Annotated in this window: 15 protein-coding genes; 6 read left to right on the forward strand and 9 right to left on the reverse strand. The window is 60.8% G+C overall.

What is annotated here, in order from left to right; genetic code table 11:
• Nucleotides 1-8: 8 nt before the first annotated feature.
• Both tsaE and ACQY47_RS12080 read right to left on the reverse strand, forming a co-directional pair.
• Nucleotides 9-479 (reverse strand): tRNA (adenosine(37)-N6)-threonylcarbamoyltransferase complex ATPase subunit type 1 TsaE, encoded by a 471-nt coding sequence (tsaE, locus tag ACQY47_RS12075; RefSeq protein ID WP_017138466.1) that lies wholly within the window; start codon nt 477-479, stop codon nt 9-11.
• A complete protein-coding gene (locus ACQY47_RS12080; protein ID WP_428557154.1) occupies nt 467-1,327 on the reverse strand; it encodes an NAD(P)H-hydrate dehydratase in 861 nt (286 codons plus the stop codon). Before ACQY47_RS12080 ends, tsaE begins: the two co-directional genes overlap by 13 nt.
• A gap of 63 nt (nt 1,328-1,390) precedes the next feature.
• On the opposite strand from ACQY47_RS12080, the gene queG reads away from it, so the two are divergent.
• A complete protein-coding gene (gene queG / locus ACQY47_RS12085) occupies nt 1,391-2,455 on the forward strand; it encodes a tRNA epoxyqueuosine(34) reductase QueG (RefSeq protein WP_017138468.1) in 1,065 nt (354 codons plus the stop codon).
• Here the strand turns inward: queG and ACQY47_RS12090 are convergent.
• Together ACQY47_RS12090 and orn are read right to left on the reverse strand one after the other, a co-directional pair.
• Nucleotides 2,452-3,069, reverse strand: coding sequence for a trimeric intracellular cation channel family protein (locus tag ACQY47_RS12090; protein ID WP_169986743.1), 618 nt, complete (start codon nt 3,067-3,069; stop codon nt 2,452-2,454). The two genes, queG and ACQY47_RS12090, sit on opposite strands and share 4 nt — an antisense overlap.
• A 415-nt stretch (nt 3,070-3,484) precedes the next feature.
• A complete protein-coding gene (gene orn / locus ACQY47_RS12095; protein ID WP_060767947.1) occupies nt 3,485-4,027 on the reverse strand; it encodes an oligoribonuclease in 543 nt (180 codons plus the stop codon).
• A gap of 107 nt (nt 4,028-4,134) precedes the next feature.
• On the opposite strand from orn, the gene rsgA reads away from it, so the two are divergent.
• Nucleotides 4,135-5,166 (forward strand): small ribosomal subunit biogenesis GTPase RsgA, encoded by a 1,032-nt coding sequence (gene rsgA / locus ACQY47_RS12100; protein ID WP_003171340.1) that lies wholly within the window; start codon nt 4,135-4,137, stop codon nt 5,164-5,166.
• A gap of 455 nt (nt 5,167-5,621) precedes the next feature.
• On the opposite strand, the gene motB is transcribed toward rsgA, so the two are convergent.
• Nucleotides 5,622-6,647 (reverse strand): flagellar motor protein MotB, encoded by a 1,026-nt coding sequence (gene motB / locus ACQY47_RS12105; protein ID WP_017138471.1) that lies wholly within the window; start codon nt 6,645-6,647, stop codon nt 5,622-5,624.
• A gap of 3 nt (nt 6,648-6,650) precedes the next feature.
• Entirely contained in the window at nt 6,651-7,502 is an 852-nt protein-coding gene (gene motA, locus ACQY47_RS12110; protein WP_017138472.1) for a flagellar motor stator protein MotA, read from the reverse strand.
• A 166-nt stretch (nt 7,503-7,668) separates the two neighbouring features.
• Here motA and ACQY47_RS12115 point away from each other — a divergent pair, with 166 nt between their 5' ends.
• The 3 genes from ACQY47_RS12115 to asd are packed head-to-tail and all read left to right on the forward strand — an operon-like array spanning nt 7,669 to nt 10,953.
• A complete protein-coding gene (locus tag ACQY47_RS12115; RefSeq protein WP_017138473.1) occupies nt 7,669-9,204 on the forward strand; it encodes an HDOD domain-containing protein in 1,536 nt (511 codons plus the stop codon).
• 57 nt (nt 9,205-9,261) lie between these two features.
• Nucleotides 9,262-10,077, forward strand: a complete 816-nt coding sequence (gene rhdA, locus ACQY47_RS12120; RefSeq protein WP_099548090.1) for a thiosulfate sulfurtransferase — start codon at nt 9,262-9,264, stop codon at nt 10,075-10,077.
• 15 nt (nt 10,078-10,092) lie between these two features.
• On the forward strand, nt 10,093-10,953 hold the full coding sequence (gene asd / locus ACQY47_RS12125; protein WP_017138475.1) for an archaetidylserine decarboxylase: 861 nt from the start codon (nt 10,093-10,095) through the stop codon (nt 10,951-10,953).
• 141 nt (nt 10,954-11,094) lie between these two features.
• On the opposite strand, the gene serB is transcribed toward asd, so the two are convergent.
• Nucleotides 11,095-12,309, reverse strand: a complete 1,215-nt coding sequence (serB, locus tag ACQY47_RS12130; protein WP_017138476.1) for a phosphoserine phosphatase SerB — start codon at nt 12,307-12,309, stop codon at nt 11,095-11,097.
• Nucleotides 12,310-12,442: 133 nt separating this feature from the next.
• Between serB and ACQY47_RS12135 the strand changes: the two genes are divergently transcribed.
• A complete protein-coding gene (locus tag ACQY47_RS12135) occupies nt 12,443-13,975 on the forward strand; it encodes an AhpA/YtjB family protein (RefSeq protein WP_065930685.1) in 1,533 nt (510 codons plus the stop codon).
• Nucleotides 13,976-14,279: 304 nt separating this feature from the next.
• On the opposite strand, the gene ACQY47_RS12140 is transcribed toward ACQY47_RS12135, so the two are convergent.
• Together ACQY47_RS12140 and parC are read right to left on the reverse strand one after the other, a co-directional pair.
• Nucleotides 14,280-14,987, reverse strand: a complete 708-nt coding sequence (locus ACQY47_RS12140) for a PqiC family protein (RefSeq protein ID WP_428557155.1) — start codon at nt 14,985-14,987, stop codon at nt 14,280-14,282.
• Nucleotides 14,988-15,163: 176 nt separating this feature from the next.
• Entirely contained in the window at nt 15,164-17,428 is a 2,265-nt protein-coding gene (parC, locus tag ACQY47_RS12145; protein ID WP_428557156.1) for a DNA topoisomerase IV subunit A, read from the reverse strand.

Here is a 17,428-nt window from a genome sequence, read left to right on the forward strand (position 1 = left end):
CACCAATTTTATTTGAATTCCAATGCCAGGGCCGCGCACCAAGACTGGCCGCGCGCACTCTGGGGCAACAACTTCAGCTGACGTCCATGCTCATGCGGCGTAATGGTAATGGTCAGGTCCGGCTTTGGCAAAAAGCCTGTGCCTTTATCTGGCCACTCGATCAAGCACAGTGCGTCTTCATCGAAGTAATCACGGATACCCATGTACTCCAGTTCTTCGGGGTCGACCAGCCGATACAGGTCGAAATGGAAGGCGCGAACTGCACCGATCTCGTAGGGTTCGACCAAGGTGAACGTCGGGCTTTTTACCGCGCCCGTGTGGCCTAACCCACGAATTATCCCTCGCGACAGCGTGGTTTTGCCCGCGCCCAGGTCCCCTTCAAGGAATATCAGTCCTGCGCCGGCCGTAACCTGTGCAATACGCTGACCCAACGCAACCATGGCGTCTTCATCAGCCAGAAAAAGGCTTACTTCAGGCACGGCGACTGCTCCTCCAGCAATTGACGAATGGCAGGTATCAGGTCGCTGGCGGCCAGGCCGCGACCATAAGTGCCTTGGCGATCCCCCGCCGTGGCGTGCAACCACACGGCCAGGCAACTTGCCTCATAGGCGGGCATGCCCTGGGCCAGCAATGCACCCACCAAGCCGCTCAGCACATCACCCAAACCGGCCGTCGCCATCGCCGGGTGACCTTGGTCACAGCGCGAAACACGGCCGTCCGGGCTGGCAATCAAACTGCCAGCACCCTTGAGGATAGCCACTGCATTGAATTTCTGGCTTAACGCGCGCGCCACGTTAAGGCGATCGGCCTGAACCGCGGCTGTCGTGATGCCCATCAACCGCGCCGCCTCACCGGGATGCGGCGTGATAACGCTGTTGGCCGGCAGGCTTACACCACCTGCGGCCAACTGGTTCAAGGCGTCGGCATCCCAGACTTGCGGCTGTTTGGCATTAGCGGCAACCGACAACAGGCTTTTGCCCCAGGACGCTGCGCCCAGGCCGGGACCGATAACGATCACCGAGATTTTTTCCAGCAGCCCCATCAACTGATTGGCCGAACTGACGCCGACGGTCATCACCTCCGGCAAACGTGCGAGTGCGGCTGGCACGTGTTCCGGGCGAGTCGCCAACGAAACCATGCCTGCGCCACTGCGCAAGGCGCTTTCGGCGCTGAGCAGCCCGGCACCGCCAAAGCCATGGTCGCCGCCGATGACCAGCAGGTGACCGAACTGGCCTTTATGGGCGTCCGGGGAACGTGCAGCCAGTTGCGGCAAATGGCCGTGCAACAGCGGCTGTACGTCGGTAATTGTGTGTTTTGTCTGCGGCATGCGTCTTCAAGCTCCGATGTCTGGCAGAATTATACGCATCTAACCTGTGGTTTCCCGTGTCTCATGCCTGCAATTACTTCCGATCTGCCCGCCCTCGCCCAATCGATCAAAGACTGGGGCCGCGAGCTGGGCTTTCAACAAGTCGGCATCAGCGGCCTGGACCTGGCCGAGCATGAGCAGCACCTGCAACGCTGGCTCGACGCGGGCTACCACGGCGAGATGGAATACATGGGCGCCCATGGCAGCAAACGTTCGCACCCCGATGAACTGGTGCCGGGCACGCTGCGTGTGGTTTCGCTGCGCATGGATTATCTGCCAGGCGACACGCAAATGGCGCAGTTGCTGGCCAAGCCAGAAAAAGCCTACATCTCCCGTTACGCCTTGGGCCGCGATTACCACAAGCTGATCCGCAAGCGCGTGCAACAACTGGCTGACCGTATCCAGGCACAAATCGGCCCGTTCGGCTTTCGCGCCTTTGTCGACAGCGCGCCCGTTTTGGAAAAAGCCATTGCCGAACAAGCTGGCCTCGGCTGGATCGGCAAAAACACCCTGGTACTCAATCGCAAGGCCGGCAGCTATTTCTTTTTAAGCGAACTGTTTGTCGATTTGCCGTTGCCGGTGGACGCGCCTCACGTCACCGAGCATTGCGGCCGCTGCACCGCGTGCCTGGATATCTGCCCCACCAATGCCTTCGTCGGCCCTTATGTGCTCGACGCGCGGCGCTGCATTTCCTACCTGACCATCGAACTCAAGAGCGCGATCCCCGAGGACCTGCGCCCGCTGATCGGCAATCGAGTGTTCGGCTGCGATGACTGTCAGATCGTTTGCCCGTGGAATCGTTTCGCCCGATCCACGGCCGAAAGCGATTTCAAGCCACGGCACAATCTGGATAACGCAGAACTGGCCGAATTGTTTATGTGGGACGAGGATAAATTCCTCAGCAACACAGAAGGCTCGCCCCTGCGTCGTGCCGGGTATGAGCGCTGGCTGCGCAACCTGGCAGTGGGCCTGGGCAACGCGCCGTCAAGCATTCCGGTACTCGAAGCCTTGAAAGCACGTCGCGATTATCCGTCCGAACTGGTGCGCGAACATGTGGAATGGGCGCTGAACCAGCACGCTACGCGCTAGTGCACGTCGTCGTTGTAGACGAACTTGGGCATTTCCCAGTGAAAACGTATCGCCAGCAGCCGCAATAAAAAGCCGCTGAACAAAGTCAGCAGAATCGCCTGCTCGCTGGGCAGTTGCAGATACAGGCACAACATGTAGAACCAGGCGGCGAGAAACGACACGCTGGCGTACAGCTCGCGGCGAAAGATCAGCGGGATGTCGTTACAGAAGATATCGCGCAGGATGCCGCCGAATACGCCCGTGATCACGCCGCTGACTGAAGCCACCAGCATGCCGTGACCCATTTCCAAAGCAGTCATGCAGCCGATCAGGGTAAACGCCACCAGGCCCAAGGCGTCCAGCGCCAGGAACAGCGAGCGCAGACGGCGCATCAGCGGTGCAATAAAGATCGTCACCAGCGCGGCGATCGAGGTCAGCACCAGGTATTCCGGGTGTTTGACCCACGTCAGCGGGTAATGCCCCAACAGTACATCGCGCACCGAACCGCCGCCCAGCGCCGTGACGCAGGCGATCAGCACCACGCCAAACCAGTCCATGCCACGGCGCCCGGCGGACAGCGCGCCGGTCATGGCTTCGGCGGTGATGGCGATGAGGTAGAGCATCAACAGCATGATGGCGATCCTTGCGAATAGGCGCGCATTCTAATCATTGGGTGATGGCACCAAAAGGGGGCAGCAGGCGAAAGACCGTATCGACAGCATCGCAGGCAAGCCAGCTCCCACATTTGAATGTGTTCACAAGTCAAAGTGTGGGAGCTGGCTTGCCTGCGATAGGGCCTGGTATCTACACAACTTGAAGGCATCCAGATTTCCCTGTGGCGAGCAGGCTTGCCCTGCGTTGGGCTGCGAAGCGGCCCCAGTAAAGACACTGCAATTTTCCTGAAAGAACTCAGCGTCTGGATTTGGGGCTGCTTCGCAGCCCAACGCAGGGCAAGCCTGCTCGCCACAACAGCCCACTTACCACAGACTTTGTTTCAACCGGCTGCGTAGACACCAATGCTGCAATGGGGCCAGAGCAGGCGCCACAGATTCAAGCCTTGATGAAATGCTTGCGGTAATGCTGCAACTCGGCGATCGACTCGCGAATGTCATCCAGCGCCAAATGCGTGCTGCCTTTGTGGAAGCTGTCCTTGACCTCCGGCGCCCAGCGCGCCGCCAGCTCTTTGAGTGTGGACACGTCCAGGTTGCGATAGTGGAAGTAGCTTTCCAGCCCCTTCATGTGCGTATAAAGGAAGCGACGATCCTGGCAGATGCTGTTGCCGCAGATCGGCGACTTGCCCTTGGGCACCCACTTTTCCAGGAAGGCGATGGTTTCAGCTTCGGCCTCAGCCATGCTGATGCGGCTCTCGCGCACGCGCTGGGTCAGGCCCGAGTTGCCGTGGGTGCGGGTATTCCACTCGTCCATGGTGGCCAGTACAGCGTCGCTGTGATGGATGGCGATCACCGGACCTTCGGCCAAGGTGTTGAGGTTGCTGTCGGTGACAATGGTCGCCATCTCGATGATGACGTCGGTGTCGGGGTTCAGACCGGTCATTTCCAGATCGATCCAAATCAGGTTCTGTGGGTTTTGCATGGCTTGATTCTCTTGGCCCTTGGCTTAGCTGCGCAGTTTAGCAGGCGGGGGCGTGCTAGACTCGCGACCGTTTTACCCAACCTTTGCATTATCGACACGGAACACCAATGGCCAAACGCCAGCTCAATCGCCGCCAAAACTGGCGCATCGAAAAGATTCAAGGCGAACGCGCCGCTCGCGCCGCCAAACGTGAATCCTCCGCCGTGGAAGCGCTCGAGGGCGGCGACCTGGGGCCTGAACAAACGGGCCTGGTGATCGCGCACTTTGGTGTGCAGGTCGAAGTCGAGGCGCTCGAGGGCGAACTCGCAGGCTCGGTGTCGCGCTGCCACCTGCGCGCCAACCTGCCTGCGCTGGTCACCGGCGACAAGGTCGTGTGGCGTGCCGGCAACCAGGGCATCGGCGTGATCGTCGCCCAATTGCCGCGCACCACCGAACTACGCCGCCCCGACAGTCGTGGCCAGCTCAAGCCAGTGGCGGCCAACGTCGACATGATCGTGATCGTGTTCGCGCCGCTGCCCGAGCCGCACGCCAACCTGATCGACCGCTACCTGGTCGCAGCCGAGCATGCCGGCATTCGCCCGCTGCTGCTGCTGAACAAATTCGACCTGATCGATGAGCAGAACGCCCCGGCGCTCAACGCGTTGCTGGCGGTCTACCGCACCCTGGGTTACCCGGTGCTGGAAGTGTCGGCGCATCACGGCAATGGCATGGAACAACTGCAACAGCAGTTGGACGGGCGCATCAGTGTGTTCGTCGGCCAGTCTGGCGTGGGCAAGTCATCGCTGGTCAACAGCCTGCTGCCGGAAGTCGACACCCGTGTCGGCCCGCTGTCGGAACTGTCCGGCCAGGGTACCCACACCACCACCACCGCGCGGTTGTTCCACTTCCCCGGCGGCGGTGAGTTGATCGACTCCCCAGGCATCCGTGAATTCGGCCTCGGCCACGTCAGCCGCAGCGATGTGGAAGCGGGCTTCATCGAGTTCAACGACCTGATCGGCACCTGCCGCTTCCGCGACTGCAAACACGACCGCGAGCCGGGCTGTGCGTTGCTCAAGGCCCTGGAAGATGGGCGTGTGCAGCAGCAGCGAATGAACAGCTATCGGTCGATTATTGCGAGCTTGCCGGAGAGCAGCTACTAACGATCCACTTCTTGATACACATAAACCAGTGTACTGAAGCCCCTAGTCCATTGATTTAATAGGAGCAGGCATCAAGAATCCGGACCAACTGGGTGGCTCATACGCACAAGCCAGCTTGTATTCGGATTTCTCGATGCGCATAATTGCTCCGTCACCAGCGAAAGCTGGCAGGAGTCTGGATCCTTTTCGGGGTTGATCCAGCGGCGCAGAAGGGGCGAAGCAAGCTCCACTGCGCGTCGAATGAGGCCGCCTTCGGGCGGCTTTGCTTTTTGTGGGGCATTAACAACTGCACAGAAAGACTCGCTCCAAGGGCCGGGAGTACTTCGTGCCGCGCCAGTGCGTGGAGGACATGCGAGGTGTCATCAGCGGCGTCAAAGCCTACCTTCCTCTCTGAACACAAATGAAAACGCCCCGACATAGTCGGGGCGTTTTCATTTACAACCAACAAAGACCGCTTACGAACCCGGCGTTGGCGCAGGCGCCGTAGGGTCTTTCACCCCGCCGTCATCAAACAGGTTCAGCTTCTGCCGCAGCTCATGGGCCGGCAGCGGCTCCTGACCTGGCGGAATGGCATTCGGATCGGCCGGCACTTCACCCGGTGCGCCTTCGCCCTGGGTCGGTGCCGCAGGTGGTGGCTGATCACCTTCAATCGCACGCTGGGCTTTTTTAGTCAGCACCACGATATCGATACGGCGGTTGATCGGGTTGAACGGGTCTTTAGGGTCAAACAACTGCGAGGACGCAAACCCCACCACGCGCGCCACTTGCGGGTCGGGATAGCTGCCCGCCACCAGCGCACGACGGGCGGCATTGGCGCGGTTGGCCGAAAGCTCCCAGTTGCCGAAGTCGCCTTGGCCCGCATAGGGCTTGGCGTCGGTATGACCGCTGATGCTGATCTTGTTCGGCACCGCCTTGATGGTGTCGGCCATGGCCAGCAGGATATCTTCGAAGTACGGTTTCAAGCGCGCACTGCCGGAGTCGAACATCGGCCGATTGGCCGCATCGGTGATCTGGATGCGCAAGCCTTCGGGGGTGATCTCGAAGGAAATCTGATCCTTGAACTTCAGCAGCTGCGGGTTTTCTTCGACCTTGGTCTGCAGTTCCTGCAGCAACAACTCCAGGCGCTCTTTCTCGACCTGCTCGGCCATGCTCTCGACGGTGTCGCGCTCGATCGGGATGTTTTCCTGCGGCGACTCGGTCTTGACCTCGGGGTTGATGGTGCGCTCAGGCGCCAGTTGCGGCGAGCCGCCCAGGTCGATCACGAAGGGCGTGCCGCTTTCCGAAAAACCAATCGGGTCTTTGAAGTAACCGGCAATGGCGATCTTCTGCTCGGGCGTGGCGGTCGACATCAGCCACAGCACCAGGAAGAACGCCATCATCGCCGTGGCAAAGTCGGCGAAGGCGATTTTCCAGGCGCCGCCATGGTGCCCCGCAGCGAAGCGCTTGACGCGCTTGATGATTATCGGCTGGTTGTTTTCCATGACTTAGCGACCGCGAACCGCTTGTTCCAGCTCGGCAAAACTTGGGCGATGCTTCGGGTACAGCACCTTGCGCCCGAACTCCACCGCCAGCGATGGCGGCATGCCGGACGCCGAAGCCACCAGGCAGGCCTTGATCGCTTCGTACAAATTCACTTCTTCCTTGGCATCGTGGGCCAGGGACGTGGCCAGTGGGCCGAAGAAACCGTAGGCCGCGAGGATACCGAAGAAGGTACCGACGAGGGCCGCGCCCACGTGCATGCCGATAGCCTTCTGGTCGCCCTCACCCAGGGATGCCATGGTCACCACAATGCCCAGTACCGCCGCAACGATACCAAAACCGGGCATGCCGTCGGCGACGCCGGTCACGGCGTGGGAAGGATGTTCCAGCTCTTCCTTCAGGCTGAACAGCTCCATGTCGAACAGCCCTTCCAGCTCGTGCGGGGCCATGTTGCCGGAGGACATGATGCGCAGGTAGTCACAGATGTAGGCGGTCATGCGCTCATCTTTGAGCACGGCCGGGTACTTGGCGAAAATCGGGCTGGCGGCAGCGTCTTCGATGTCGCCTTCGATGGCCATCATGCCTTCGCGGCGGCTCTTGTTGAGGATCTCGTAGATCAGCCCCAGCACTTCAAGATAGAACGTGTGAGAGAAGCGTGAGCTGAACATGCCCAGCGACTTTTTGATCACGTGCATGGTCATGTAGCCGGGGTTGGCCTGCAGGAAAGCACCAAACGCGGCGCCGCCGATGATCAGCACTTCGAAGGGCTGGATCAGCGCGGCAATTTTACCGTGGGACAGGACGTACCCACCGAGCACACTTGCGATGACGACGATGATGCCGATAATTTTAGCCATAGGAGATTGGTACTTGCGCCGTCGGGTTCATGGACATAGTGGGTGCTGCAGAAAACTCTTGTTCTACTTATCGGCAAAACTGCGCCAGACTATAGCCCGTTAAGGCGAAAAGCCAATTCGGCCCGTTCCGGGCGTGTAGAACGCAAGTGATGATCGCGCCCCAATCATGGCAAACGAAACGACAGTTCCAAATACAAAACCCACCACCCTCGCCGCTTGGATCAAGCGCCTGGACGATGTGCTGCTGCCTGTTCCTCAGGCTAGTCACGAACGCGTGTGCAAGGCCATCCGCGACAGCCGCAGTTCATTGCGAGATATTGCCGAGCTGATGCAAAACAGCCCGGCACTGGTGCTCAGTGTGATGCGCGAGGCCAACAGCCAGGCGCACGGCAGCCTGTCGGGGCCGGCGGAAAACCTCGAAGTGGCGCTGAACCGCCTGGGTCTCAAACGCGCCGAAGAATTGCTCGCGCGCCTGCCCTCGGTGCCGGAAAAAGACATCCCGGTGGCTTTGCGCCAACTGCTGCTGATAAGCCAACACGCCTCACAGCAAGCCAACGGTTTGTTCGCCAGCCGCCTGGCGCGGCTGTGGCAAGACATCCATTGGGGCAGCCTGCTGTTTCTGTCGCCACTGTGGCCGCTGGCCGTGGCCTACCCCAAACTCCTGGAAGAATGGGAACTGCGGGTCATCCACAAAGGCCAGTCGGCGCACAAGGTCGAGCAGGAACTGTTCGGTGTACGCCTGCTCGACTTGTGCCTTGGCCTGACCGAAGCCTGGCACCTGCCGATCTGGGTGTCCCAGGGCTACAACCTGCTGCTGACCGAGCAGCGCTTGCTGGTCAAGGCGCTGCACATCGCCCGCGAAGATGACGCGCTGCGCCAGCAGCAATTGCTCGATGCCGAACCCAACCTGCGGCGCTGGTTGAACCAACCCGCCAACACCGTGCTGCTGGCCAACGGCCTGGCGATGTCGGCCCAGGAATCCTGGACCTGCCCGCACACCGAGCGTTGGCAATACCTTACCGCGCTGTACCTGCAAGCGCCGCTGTGTGACGTGCAGCAGCAGGTTCACCAACAAGCGGTCACCAGCGCGCGCACCACCTTGATGCCGGACCTCTGGCACCCGGCGCTGTCGCTGATCTGGCCGTGGCACGTGCAGAAGGTCCATCGCGGCCTGCTGCCCGCACCGCCGCCCACTGCCGAAGCATTGGCCGTGTGGCGCAAGCGCTGCACCGAGTTGCTGGTCGAACCGAGCCGCTTTGCCAACGCCATGCACTTGACCACCTGCGCCAAGGAAGCCTTGGTCGCCAGTGGCATGCAGAGGGTGCTGCTCTTTATGGCCGACCGCGCCCTGAGTACCTTGCGTGTGCATCAGGCCGATGGCTTGCCCAAGGACGCTGCCAACCTGAGCCTCGACGTCGTCAACAGCACACTGCTGCAACGCTTGCTGGAAAAGTCCGCCCAGGTGCGCCTCACGCCAGACAATCACGCGCAATTTTCTGCGCTGCTGCCGCCGATCCTGCGCCGCTGGTTTACCGGTGAACACCTGTTGCTACGCTCTCTGAGCTGCAATGGCCGCGTGGTGATGCTGATGGTCGCCGACCAGGGCGGCGGGCCGTTCTCGGAAACCACCGTGCAGGCTTTTGGCAAAACCGCTCAATGCATCGAGAAAGCGCTGCACAGCTTTACCAACCGCAGCGCCTGATGCTTGCGCTACAATCGCCCTCTTTTATCACCAACATTTGTGCCCAGGAGACCTCACATGCCTGACTTCTCTGGCTTGCCGCTGGTGATCGAGTCCAGCGACCTGCTTGGTCGCCTGGATGCCGAACACTTGATTCTGGTGGACCTCACCAGTGCCGCCCGCTACGCCGAAGGGCATATCCCCGGCGCGCATTTCGTTGACCCCAAGCGCACCCAACTGGGCCAGCCGCCAGCACCCGGCTTGCTGCCGCACAAGGCCGACCTGGAAAAGCTGTTCGGCGAACTGGGCCACACCCCGGACGCCACTTACGTCGTCTATGACGACGAAGGCGGCGGCTGGGCCGGGCGGTTTATCTGGCTGCTCGACGTGATCGGCCACCAGAAGTACCACTACCTGGATGGCGGCCTGCTGGCCTGGCTGGACGAAAAACACCCGGTATCCACCGAAGTGCCCGCCCCGGTTGGCGGCCCGGTCAGCCTCACGCTGCACGACGGCCCCACCGCCACCCGCGAATACCTGCAAAGCCGTCTCGGCGCCGCCGACCTGGGGATCTGGGACGCACGCGGCCCGCTGGAATATTCCGGCGAGAAAGTGCTCGCCGCCAAGGGTGGTCACATCCCCGGCGCCGTCAACTTCGAATGGACTGCCGGCATGGACAAGGCGCGCAACCTGCGTATCCGCCGCGACATGCCGCAGATCCTCGAAGACCTCGGGCTGACCCGCGACAAAGAAATCATCACCCACTGCCAGACTCACCACCGCTCTGGCTTCACCTACCTGGTGGCCAAGGCGCTCGGTTATCCGCGAGTCAAAGGTTATGCCGGTTCCTGGGGCGAATGGGGCAACCACCCCGACACCCCCGTCGAGATTTAAGGTTTAAGGACAGTTATGAAAAAGCAGTTGTTTATCCTCAGCCAGTACTTGCTGCCGCACCACTTGCTGTCGCGCCTGGCCGGCTGCATTGCCGAGTGCCGCGTGCGCTGGTTCAAGAATGCCTTCACGGCGTGGTTCGCCAAGCGCTATCAAGTGGACATGTCCCAGGCGCTGGTGGAAGACCTCACCGCCTACGAGCACTTCAATGCCTTCTTTACCCGCGCCCTGAAAGACGGCGCCCGCCCGTTGGATGAAACCCCAGGCGCGGTGCTGAGCCCAGCCGACGGCGCGGTCAGCCAGCTTGGCCCGATTGAACACGGTCGTGTGTTCCAGGCCAAAGGCCATAGCTTTAGCGTGCTGGAATTGCTCGGTGGTGATGCGGCGTTGGCTGCACCGTTCATGGGCGGTGATTTCGCCACTATTTACCTGTCGCCGAAGGATTACCACCGCGTACACATGCCTTTGGCCGGTACGCTGCGTGAGATGGTCTACGTGCCGGGCCGGATTTTCTCGGTCAACCAGACCACCGCCGAAAACGTGCCGGAACTGTTTGCGCGCAACGAGCGTGTTGTCTGCCTGTTCGACACCGAACGCGGCCCGATGGCTGTGGTGTTGGTGGGCGCGATGATTGTGGCGTCGATTGAAACCGTATGGGCCGGGCTGGTCACGCCGCCGAAACGCGAGCTGAAAACCTTCCGCTACGACGAAGCCGCACGCGCGCCGATTCACTTGGAGAAAGGTGCTGAACTGGGCCGCTTCAAGCTGGGTTCGACCGCCATCGTGCTGTTCGGGCCGGATCAGGTGAAGTGGGCAGAGGAGTTGGTGGCGGGTACGCCGGTACAGATGGGCCAGGGTATCGCACTGCCGAAAGCCTGATTTGAAGCTGATGCAAATCAAATGTGGGAGCCGGGCTTGCCCGCGATAGCGGCGTATCAGTCAATACTTCAATGACTGAACTACCGCTATCGCGAGCAAGCCCGGCTCCCACAGTTACTGCAATCTTGCAGTTAGATCGGGTTACAACTGCCCGTCGCGATCGCGAAAGCCCAGCAGATACAACACACCATCCAGCCCCAGCGTCGAAATCGCCTGCTTGGCCGATTGCTTGACGAGCGGCTTGGCACGGAACGCCACACCCAACCCGGCAATCGCCAGCATCGGCAAGTCATTGGCGCCGTCGCCGACCGCAATGGTCTGCTCCAGACGCAAACCTTCCTTGTGGGCCAATTCCTTCAGCAAGTCCGCCTTGCGCTGTGCGTCGACAATCGGCTCGACCGCCACGCCGGTCACTTTGCCATCCACCACTTCCAGCTCGTTGGCAAATACATAGTCAATGCCCAGCTTGGCCTGCAATTGCTTGGCGAAGTAGGTGAAACCGCCCGAGAGAATTGCAGTCTTGTAGCCCAGGCGCTTGAGTTCGGCAAACAAGGTTTCGGCGCCTTCGGTCAGGCGCAGCGAAGCACCGATCGAATCCAACACGCTTACGTCCAAGCCCTTGAGCAGTGCCAGGCGCTCCTTGAAGCTGGCGCGAAAATCCAGCTCACCGGCCATGGCGCGCTCGGTGATTTCGGACACCTGCTCGCCCACACCGGCGGCCTTGGCCAGCTCGTCGATGACTTCGGCTTCGATCAGCGTGGAGTCCATGTCGAACACCGCCAGGCGGCGGTTACGGCGGAACAGCGAATCTTCCTGGAAGGCGATGTCGACATTCAGTTCCTGGGCCACGCTGAGGAATTCGGCGCGCAAGGCTTGCGGGTCGGCCGGCTCGCCGCGCACGGAGAACTCGATGCAGCCCTTGCCTTTGTCGGCCGGCGTGTCCAACGGCATACGACCCGACAGACGGTCGATGTGATCGATATTCAAACCATATTGAGCGGTGATCGAGCTGACACGCTGCAATTGTTCGGCGGTTACTTTGCGGGTCAGCAGGGTCACGATGTGGCGCTTTTTACCCTGGCCTTCGACCCAATGCTGGTAATCGGCTTCGGAAACCGGGGTGAAACGCACCTGTTGATCAAGCTTATACGCCGTAAACAGGATGTCTTTGAGCACCGACGAGGCCTGCTCGGTGCTGGGGATTTCCACCAGGATGCCGAACGACAGCGTGTCGTGGATCACCGCTTGGCCGATGTCGAGAATGTTCACACCACCCTGGGCCAGAACACCGGTAATGGCTGCGGTGAGACCCGGGCGGTCTTCGCCGGTGATGTTTATCAGGACAATTTCGCGCAAAGCGCACCCCCAGGCTGGAAAAAAACCGCATTCTACCCACTTTCAGTGACCATCGGGCACAGCGAGCGCTTTGCCGGTTCTAGGCCTGTCGCTATACTGCGCGTCAACTTCACGGACCAAGAGCCGAGCGCAAGTGAACCGGCCCACGCCAGTAAAAACCGATAACTTCTTCCTGCTGATCTTCCGGGCACTGCGCCACCGCCGTGTACCGATCGCATTACGCATCGCCAGCCATAACGTGATCCTGGTCGCTCTGGCCTTGGTGATCTACGCCTGCGTGATGGGTTTGCAGTTCAAGCAGGCCATGCACGAGCAAGCCGACGCCCTGGGCGAGAGCCTGACGACCCAGACCGCCACTTCGGCGACTGAGTTGCTGGTGTCCAACGACATCCTCAGCCTCAACGTGCTGCTCAATAACCTGACCAAGAACCCGCTGGTGGCCCACGCCGCCATCTACAGCGTGGACAACCGGATCATGGCCGAAGCCGGGCAGCGCCCGAAAAACGGCCTGCTGGGTGAAGCAGAAGGTCTGTATTCGAGCAATATTACGTTTCAGGATGTGAAGGCCGGGCAACTGCGCATCAGCCTCGACATGCAGCAATTCCAGCAGCCGATGACCATCAGCCTGCAAAGCATGGGCATCCTCAGCGCGATCCTGCTGGCACTGGCCCTGGCCCTGAGCTTGCGCCTGGGTCGGCATATCTCCACGCCGCTGATGCAACTGCGCATCTGGCTGCGCGATATCGACGAACACACCCCGGCCACCGACCGCCAGGACGAAATCGGCGACCTCGCCCGCCAGCTTCACGCCAGCTTCGCTCCCGAGCCGGTGGTGCCTGAGGTTGAACCCGAGCCTGAGTACGACGACACCGACTACGACGACGAGCCCGAGTTTGAAGTGCGCAACCTGCGTGACCCAGGCTTTGACGAAAGCGCGCCGGTGGCCGCCCTCAAGCCTGCGCCACGCCAGGTAATCAAGGCCGAAGAAGACGAACTGGACGATGAAGACCCGTTCGCCGACCTGCGCGACACCTCGGCCGCCGCACCCGTTGTGGCCCCGCAACCTGCGCCGGTGAAAAATACCGAGCCGCAGCACAGCGCCGTACTGGCGGTGCAACTGGGCTCGCAGGACCAACTGCGTCGCCTGCCCCGTGCGCGCCTCACCGAATTGCTGGAGCGCTACCGCGACTGCCTCGACCAGGCCGCGTCGCTCTACCAGAGCGAGCTGCACACCCTGAACGATGGCAGCACGTTGATGCTGTTCCACAGTGAAGACAGCGGCGAAGACTACCTGACCAACGCGATTTGCTGCGGCGAACTGCTGCGCGCCCTCGGCCATGCCTTGCAGATTGAAGTGGCCGACAGCGGCATTACCTTGCAGCTGCAACTTGGCCTGACCGTCGGTGACGATCTGTTCGGCATGAGCCAGATCGACCTGCTGCTTACCGAGATCGCCCAGGATGCGCTGGCCTTGTCCCAACACAGCCGCAACCTGCTGCTGGTGGAGCGCAAGATCAGTGAAGATGCGTTGATCCGCCAGCGCGCACGAATCCGCCCGATTGCCAGCCCTGAAGGCGCGAGCTGTGTGGAGAGGCTGATGGAGCCGTACCCGTCGATGCTGGAACGCCAGCTGGCGCGCATGCATGAGACCCGTAACAAGCCCTGACAGCTGCATAAGGTCCCTGTGGGAGCGGGCTTGTGTGGCGAGCAAGCTTGCTTGCGCTGGGGTGCGAAGCGCCCCCCAAAAGCCGGAGACTGCTGCGCAGTCAACGGGAGCAAGCTCCCTCGCCACACAAGCCCGCGCCCACCGTTAATCTTCAACAAAGCTCAAATCAGACAAAAAGGCCCGCTGAGTAAGCGGGCCTTTTGTTTGGGCGCGATTCAGATCAGAACCTGAACACTTCCATATCCGTGCAGACAACAAAAAGGCCCGCTGAGTAAGCGGGCCTTTTGTTTGGGCGCGATTCAGATCAGAACCTGAACACTTCCATATCCGTGCGAATCGGCGTGGCCATCGGCATCTTAGGCTTCTGCGGAGCTGACGGTTTGGCCTGGGACGGCGCTTGCTTGCGCGGCGCCTCGGCCACTGGCGGCTGGTTGGCCAATGGCTTGAGCGCCACCGACAACTGTTGCGCCAGATTCTGCAACAACACGCCCTGGGCCTGGACCTGGGACGCGGTGGTGCCGGTATGTTCTTCCTGCAGGTGCACGATGCGGTTATCGCGCACCTGGCCACGGCGGTCGATCAAGCGCCATTGGGCGTCAAGAATCGCCGGTTGCGAAGCACCCGAGTCAAGCCGCGTGATGGTCAGCAATACCTGCACGTCCGGGGTAAAACCCGCCGGCCCAGGTGCAAGCACCACACGCTGGCTGTCGAGATGGCCAGCCACCTGACGCAACATCAGCTGGTTGATATCGGACGACAAACTACCCGCCCAACGACCATCGGTGGAACCTTGCAGGCTGCCGTCGTTCTGACGTTGAAGCAGGGTTTCGCGTTGCAGGTAATCAGCAACGACGACCGGGCCAAGCAAAACGGCCATGCCGGCGGTTTGCGCAGGCTGAGCCGGACTTCCGCTGTCCAGCTGGTACAGCGACACCGGTTGGTGTGTGCTGCAACCCGCCAGCCCCAAAAGGCCAGCGAGCATCAAAAATAAAGGAAGGCGTGGAGCAGTCATCATCCCATCCAGGTGGCTGCCACAAGGCGAACCACAATGTAATACTAAAAATAACCTAAACACGCTCGGCCACGCCGGCGCTGGAAAGGCCATATCATCCGTGAATATGCGCCCTGACTCCAGCGCGAAAGCGCCGATCTACGCGTTAAATCGTAGATCGAGCCCTCTAATCCGCCTTAAACAGGCGTTTCCACCAGCAAAGCATCCACGCGCTGGAAGCCACGCGGCAGTTTATTACCCCGTCGGCCACGCTCACCCTTGTAGTGTTCAAGGTCGTCGGGGCGCAGTGACAGCGTGCGCTTGCCGGCCTGGAGCACCAGGGTAGAGCCTTCCGGGATCACGGCGATGTCGGTCACGTACTCTTCGCGACTGGCCACGCGCTCCCCGGGAATCCCGATAATCTTGTTGCCCTTGCCTTTACCCAACTGCGGCAAATCGCTGATCTTGAACACCAGCAAACGCCCTTCGGTAGTCACCGACGCCAGCCAGTTGCTCTCGCGGTCCTCCACGGTGCGCGGCAGGATCACCTTGGCGTTGTTCGGCAAGCTCAACAACGCTTTACCCGCCTTGTTCTTGGCCTGCAGGTCTTCACCCTTGACCACAAAACCGTAACCCGCGTCGGAGGCGATCACGTACAGCGAATCGTCATCCGGCAGCAGCACGCACTCGAAACTCGCCCCCGGTGGCGGCGTCAGGCGCCCGGTAAGCGGCTCGCCCTGCCCACGTGCCGATGGCAAGGTGTGCGCCGGCACCGAATAGCTGCGCCCGGTGGAGTCGATAAACACCGCAAACTGGTTGGAACGCCCGGCCGCAGCGGTCTTGAAACCATCGCCAGCCTTGTACGAGAGGCCGGTGGCGTCAATATCATGCCCTTTGGCGGAACGAACCCAACCCTTTTCCGACAGAACGACGGTAATTTTCTCGTTAGGCAACAGTTCGGTTTCTGTCAGGGCTTTCGCTTCTGCGCGCTCGACGATTGGCGAGCGGCGATCATCGCCATAGGTTTCGGCGTCTTTGATCAGTTCACTGCGCACCAGCTTTTTGAGCTTGGTTTCGCTACCCAACAGGGCTTGCAGCTTGGCTTGCTCCTTGAGCAGCGCGTCTTGCTCGTCGCGCAACTTCATCTCTTCGAGCCGCGCCAACTGACGCAAGCGGGTGTCGAGGATGTAGTCGGCCTGGATCTCGCTCAGCTCGAAACGCGCAATCAGCTCGGCTTTCGGGTGCTCGGCGGTGCGGATGATGTGGATCACTTCATCCAGGTTGAGGTAAGCGATCAGCAAACCATCCAACAGGTGCAGGCGGCGCTCAACCTTGTCGAGACGAAATTGCAGGCGGCGGCGCACCGTCTGTACGCGGAACTCCAGCCATTCCACCAGCAGGTTGCGCAGGTTTTTCAGCTGTGGCTTGCCGTCCAGGCCGATGATGTTGACGTTGACCCGGTAGCTGGACTCAAGGTCGGTGCTGGCAAACAGATGCTGCATCAGCACTTCGTGGTCGACCCGGCTGTTGGTCGGGATGATCACGATGCGGCAGGGGTTTTCGTGGTCGGACTCGTCACGCAAGTCAGCCACTTGCGGCAATTTCGACGGTTTGGCCTGCATCAGCGCGGCAATCTGCTCCAGCACCTTGGCACCGGACACCTGGTGCGGCAGTGCGGTGACAATAATGTCGCCGTCTTCAATGTGGTAAACCGCGCGCATGCGCACCGAGCCCTTGCCGGTCTCGTACATCTTCAGCAGGTCGGCACGCGGCGTGATGATTTCCGCTTCGGTCGGGTAATCCGGGCCTTGAATATGCTCGCAGAGCTGCTCGACCGTAGCTTTTGGCTCATCAAGCAAACGCACGCAGGCAGTCGCGACTTCGCGCAGGTTGTGCGGCGGCACATCAGTGGCCATGCCGACCGCGATGCCGGTGGTGCCATTGAGCAGGATATTCGGCAAACGCGCCGGCAACACCAGCGGTTCGTCCAGGGTGCCGTCGAAGTTAGGCCCCCAGTTCGCGGTGCCCTGGCCCAACTCGCTCAGCAGCACTTCCGAGTAACGCGACAGACGCGCCTCGGTGTACCGCATGGCGGCGAAGGACTTGGGATCATCCGGCGCACCCCAGTTACCCTGGCCGTCCACCAAGGTGTAGCGGTAGCTGAACGGCTGGGCCATCAGCACCATGGCTTCGTAGCAGGCCGAGTCGCCGTGGGGGTGGAACTTACCGAGCACGTCACCGACGGTACGCGCCGATTTCTTGTGCTTGGAATCTGCGTCCAGGCCCAACTCACTCATGGCGTAGATAATGCGCCGCTGCACGGGCTTCAGGCCGTCGCCGATATGCGGCAAGGCACGGTCCATGATCACGTACATGGAGTAGTTGAGGTAGGCATTTTCGGTGAAGTCAGCCAGCGATCGGCGTTCTACGCCATCTAAGCTGTCTGCGAGGATGTCACTCAT

Origin of the sequence: Pseudomonas edaphica (assembly GCF_965277385.1) — a bacterium.
In the GTDB taxonomy this organism is placed as follows: Bacteria; Pseudomonadota; Gammaproteobacteria; order Pseudomonadales; family Pseudomonadaceae; genus Aquipseudomonas; species Aquipseudomonas edaphica.

Bases quoted from the DNA above. Each gene is read 5' to 3' on its own strand.
- ACQY47_RS12140 (WP_428557155.1), bottom strand. From the start codon at position 14,987: ATGACTGCTCCACGCCTTCCTTTATTTTTGATGCTCGCTGGCCTTTTG.
- ACQY47_RS12115 (WP_017138473.1), top strand. From the start codon at position 7,669: ATGGCAAACGAAACGACAGTTCCAAATACAAAACCCACCACCCTCGCC.
- ACQY47_RS12080 (WP_428557154.1), bottom strand. From the start codon at position 1,327: ATGCCGCAGACAAAACACACAATTACCGACGTACAGCCGCTGTTGCAC.
- parC (WP_428557156.1), bottom strand. From the start codon at position 17,428: ATGAGTGACATCCTCGCAGACAGCTTAGATGGCGTAGAACGCCGATCG.
- queG (WP_017138468.1), top strand. From the start codon at position 1,391: ATGCCTGCAATTACTTCCGATCTGCCCGCCCTCGCCCAATCGATCAAA.
- rsgA (WP_003171340.1), top strand. From the start codon at position 4,135: ATGGCCAAACGCCAGCTCAATCGCCGCCAAAACTGGCGCATCGAAAAG.
- orn (WP_060767947.1), bottom strand. From the start codon at position 4,027: ATGCAAAACCCACAGAACCTGATTTGGATCGATCTGGAAATGACCGGT.
- rhdA (WP_099548090.1), top strand. From the start codon at position 9,262: ATGCCTGACTTCTCTGGCTTGCCGCTGGTGATCGAGTCCAGCGACCTG.
- motA (WP_017138472.1), bottom strand. From the start codon at position 7,502: ATGGCTAAAATTATCGGCATCATCGTCGTCATCGCAAGTGTGCTCGGT.
- asd (WP_017138475.1), top strand. From the start codon at position 10,093: ATGAAAAAGCAGTTGTTTATCCTCAGCCAGTACTTGCTGCCGCACCAC.
- motB (WP_017138471.1), bottom strand. From the start codon at position 6,647: ATGGAAAACAACCAGCCGATAATCATCAAGCGCGTCAAGCGCTTCGCT.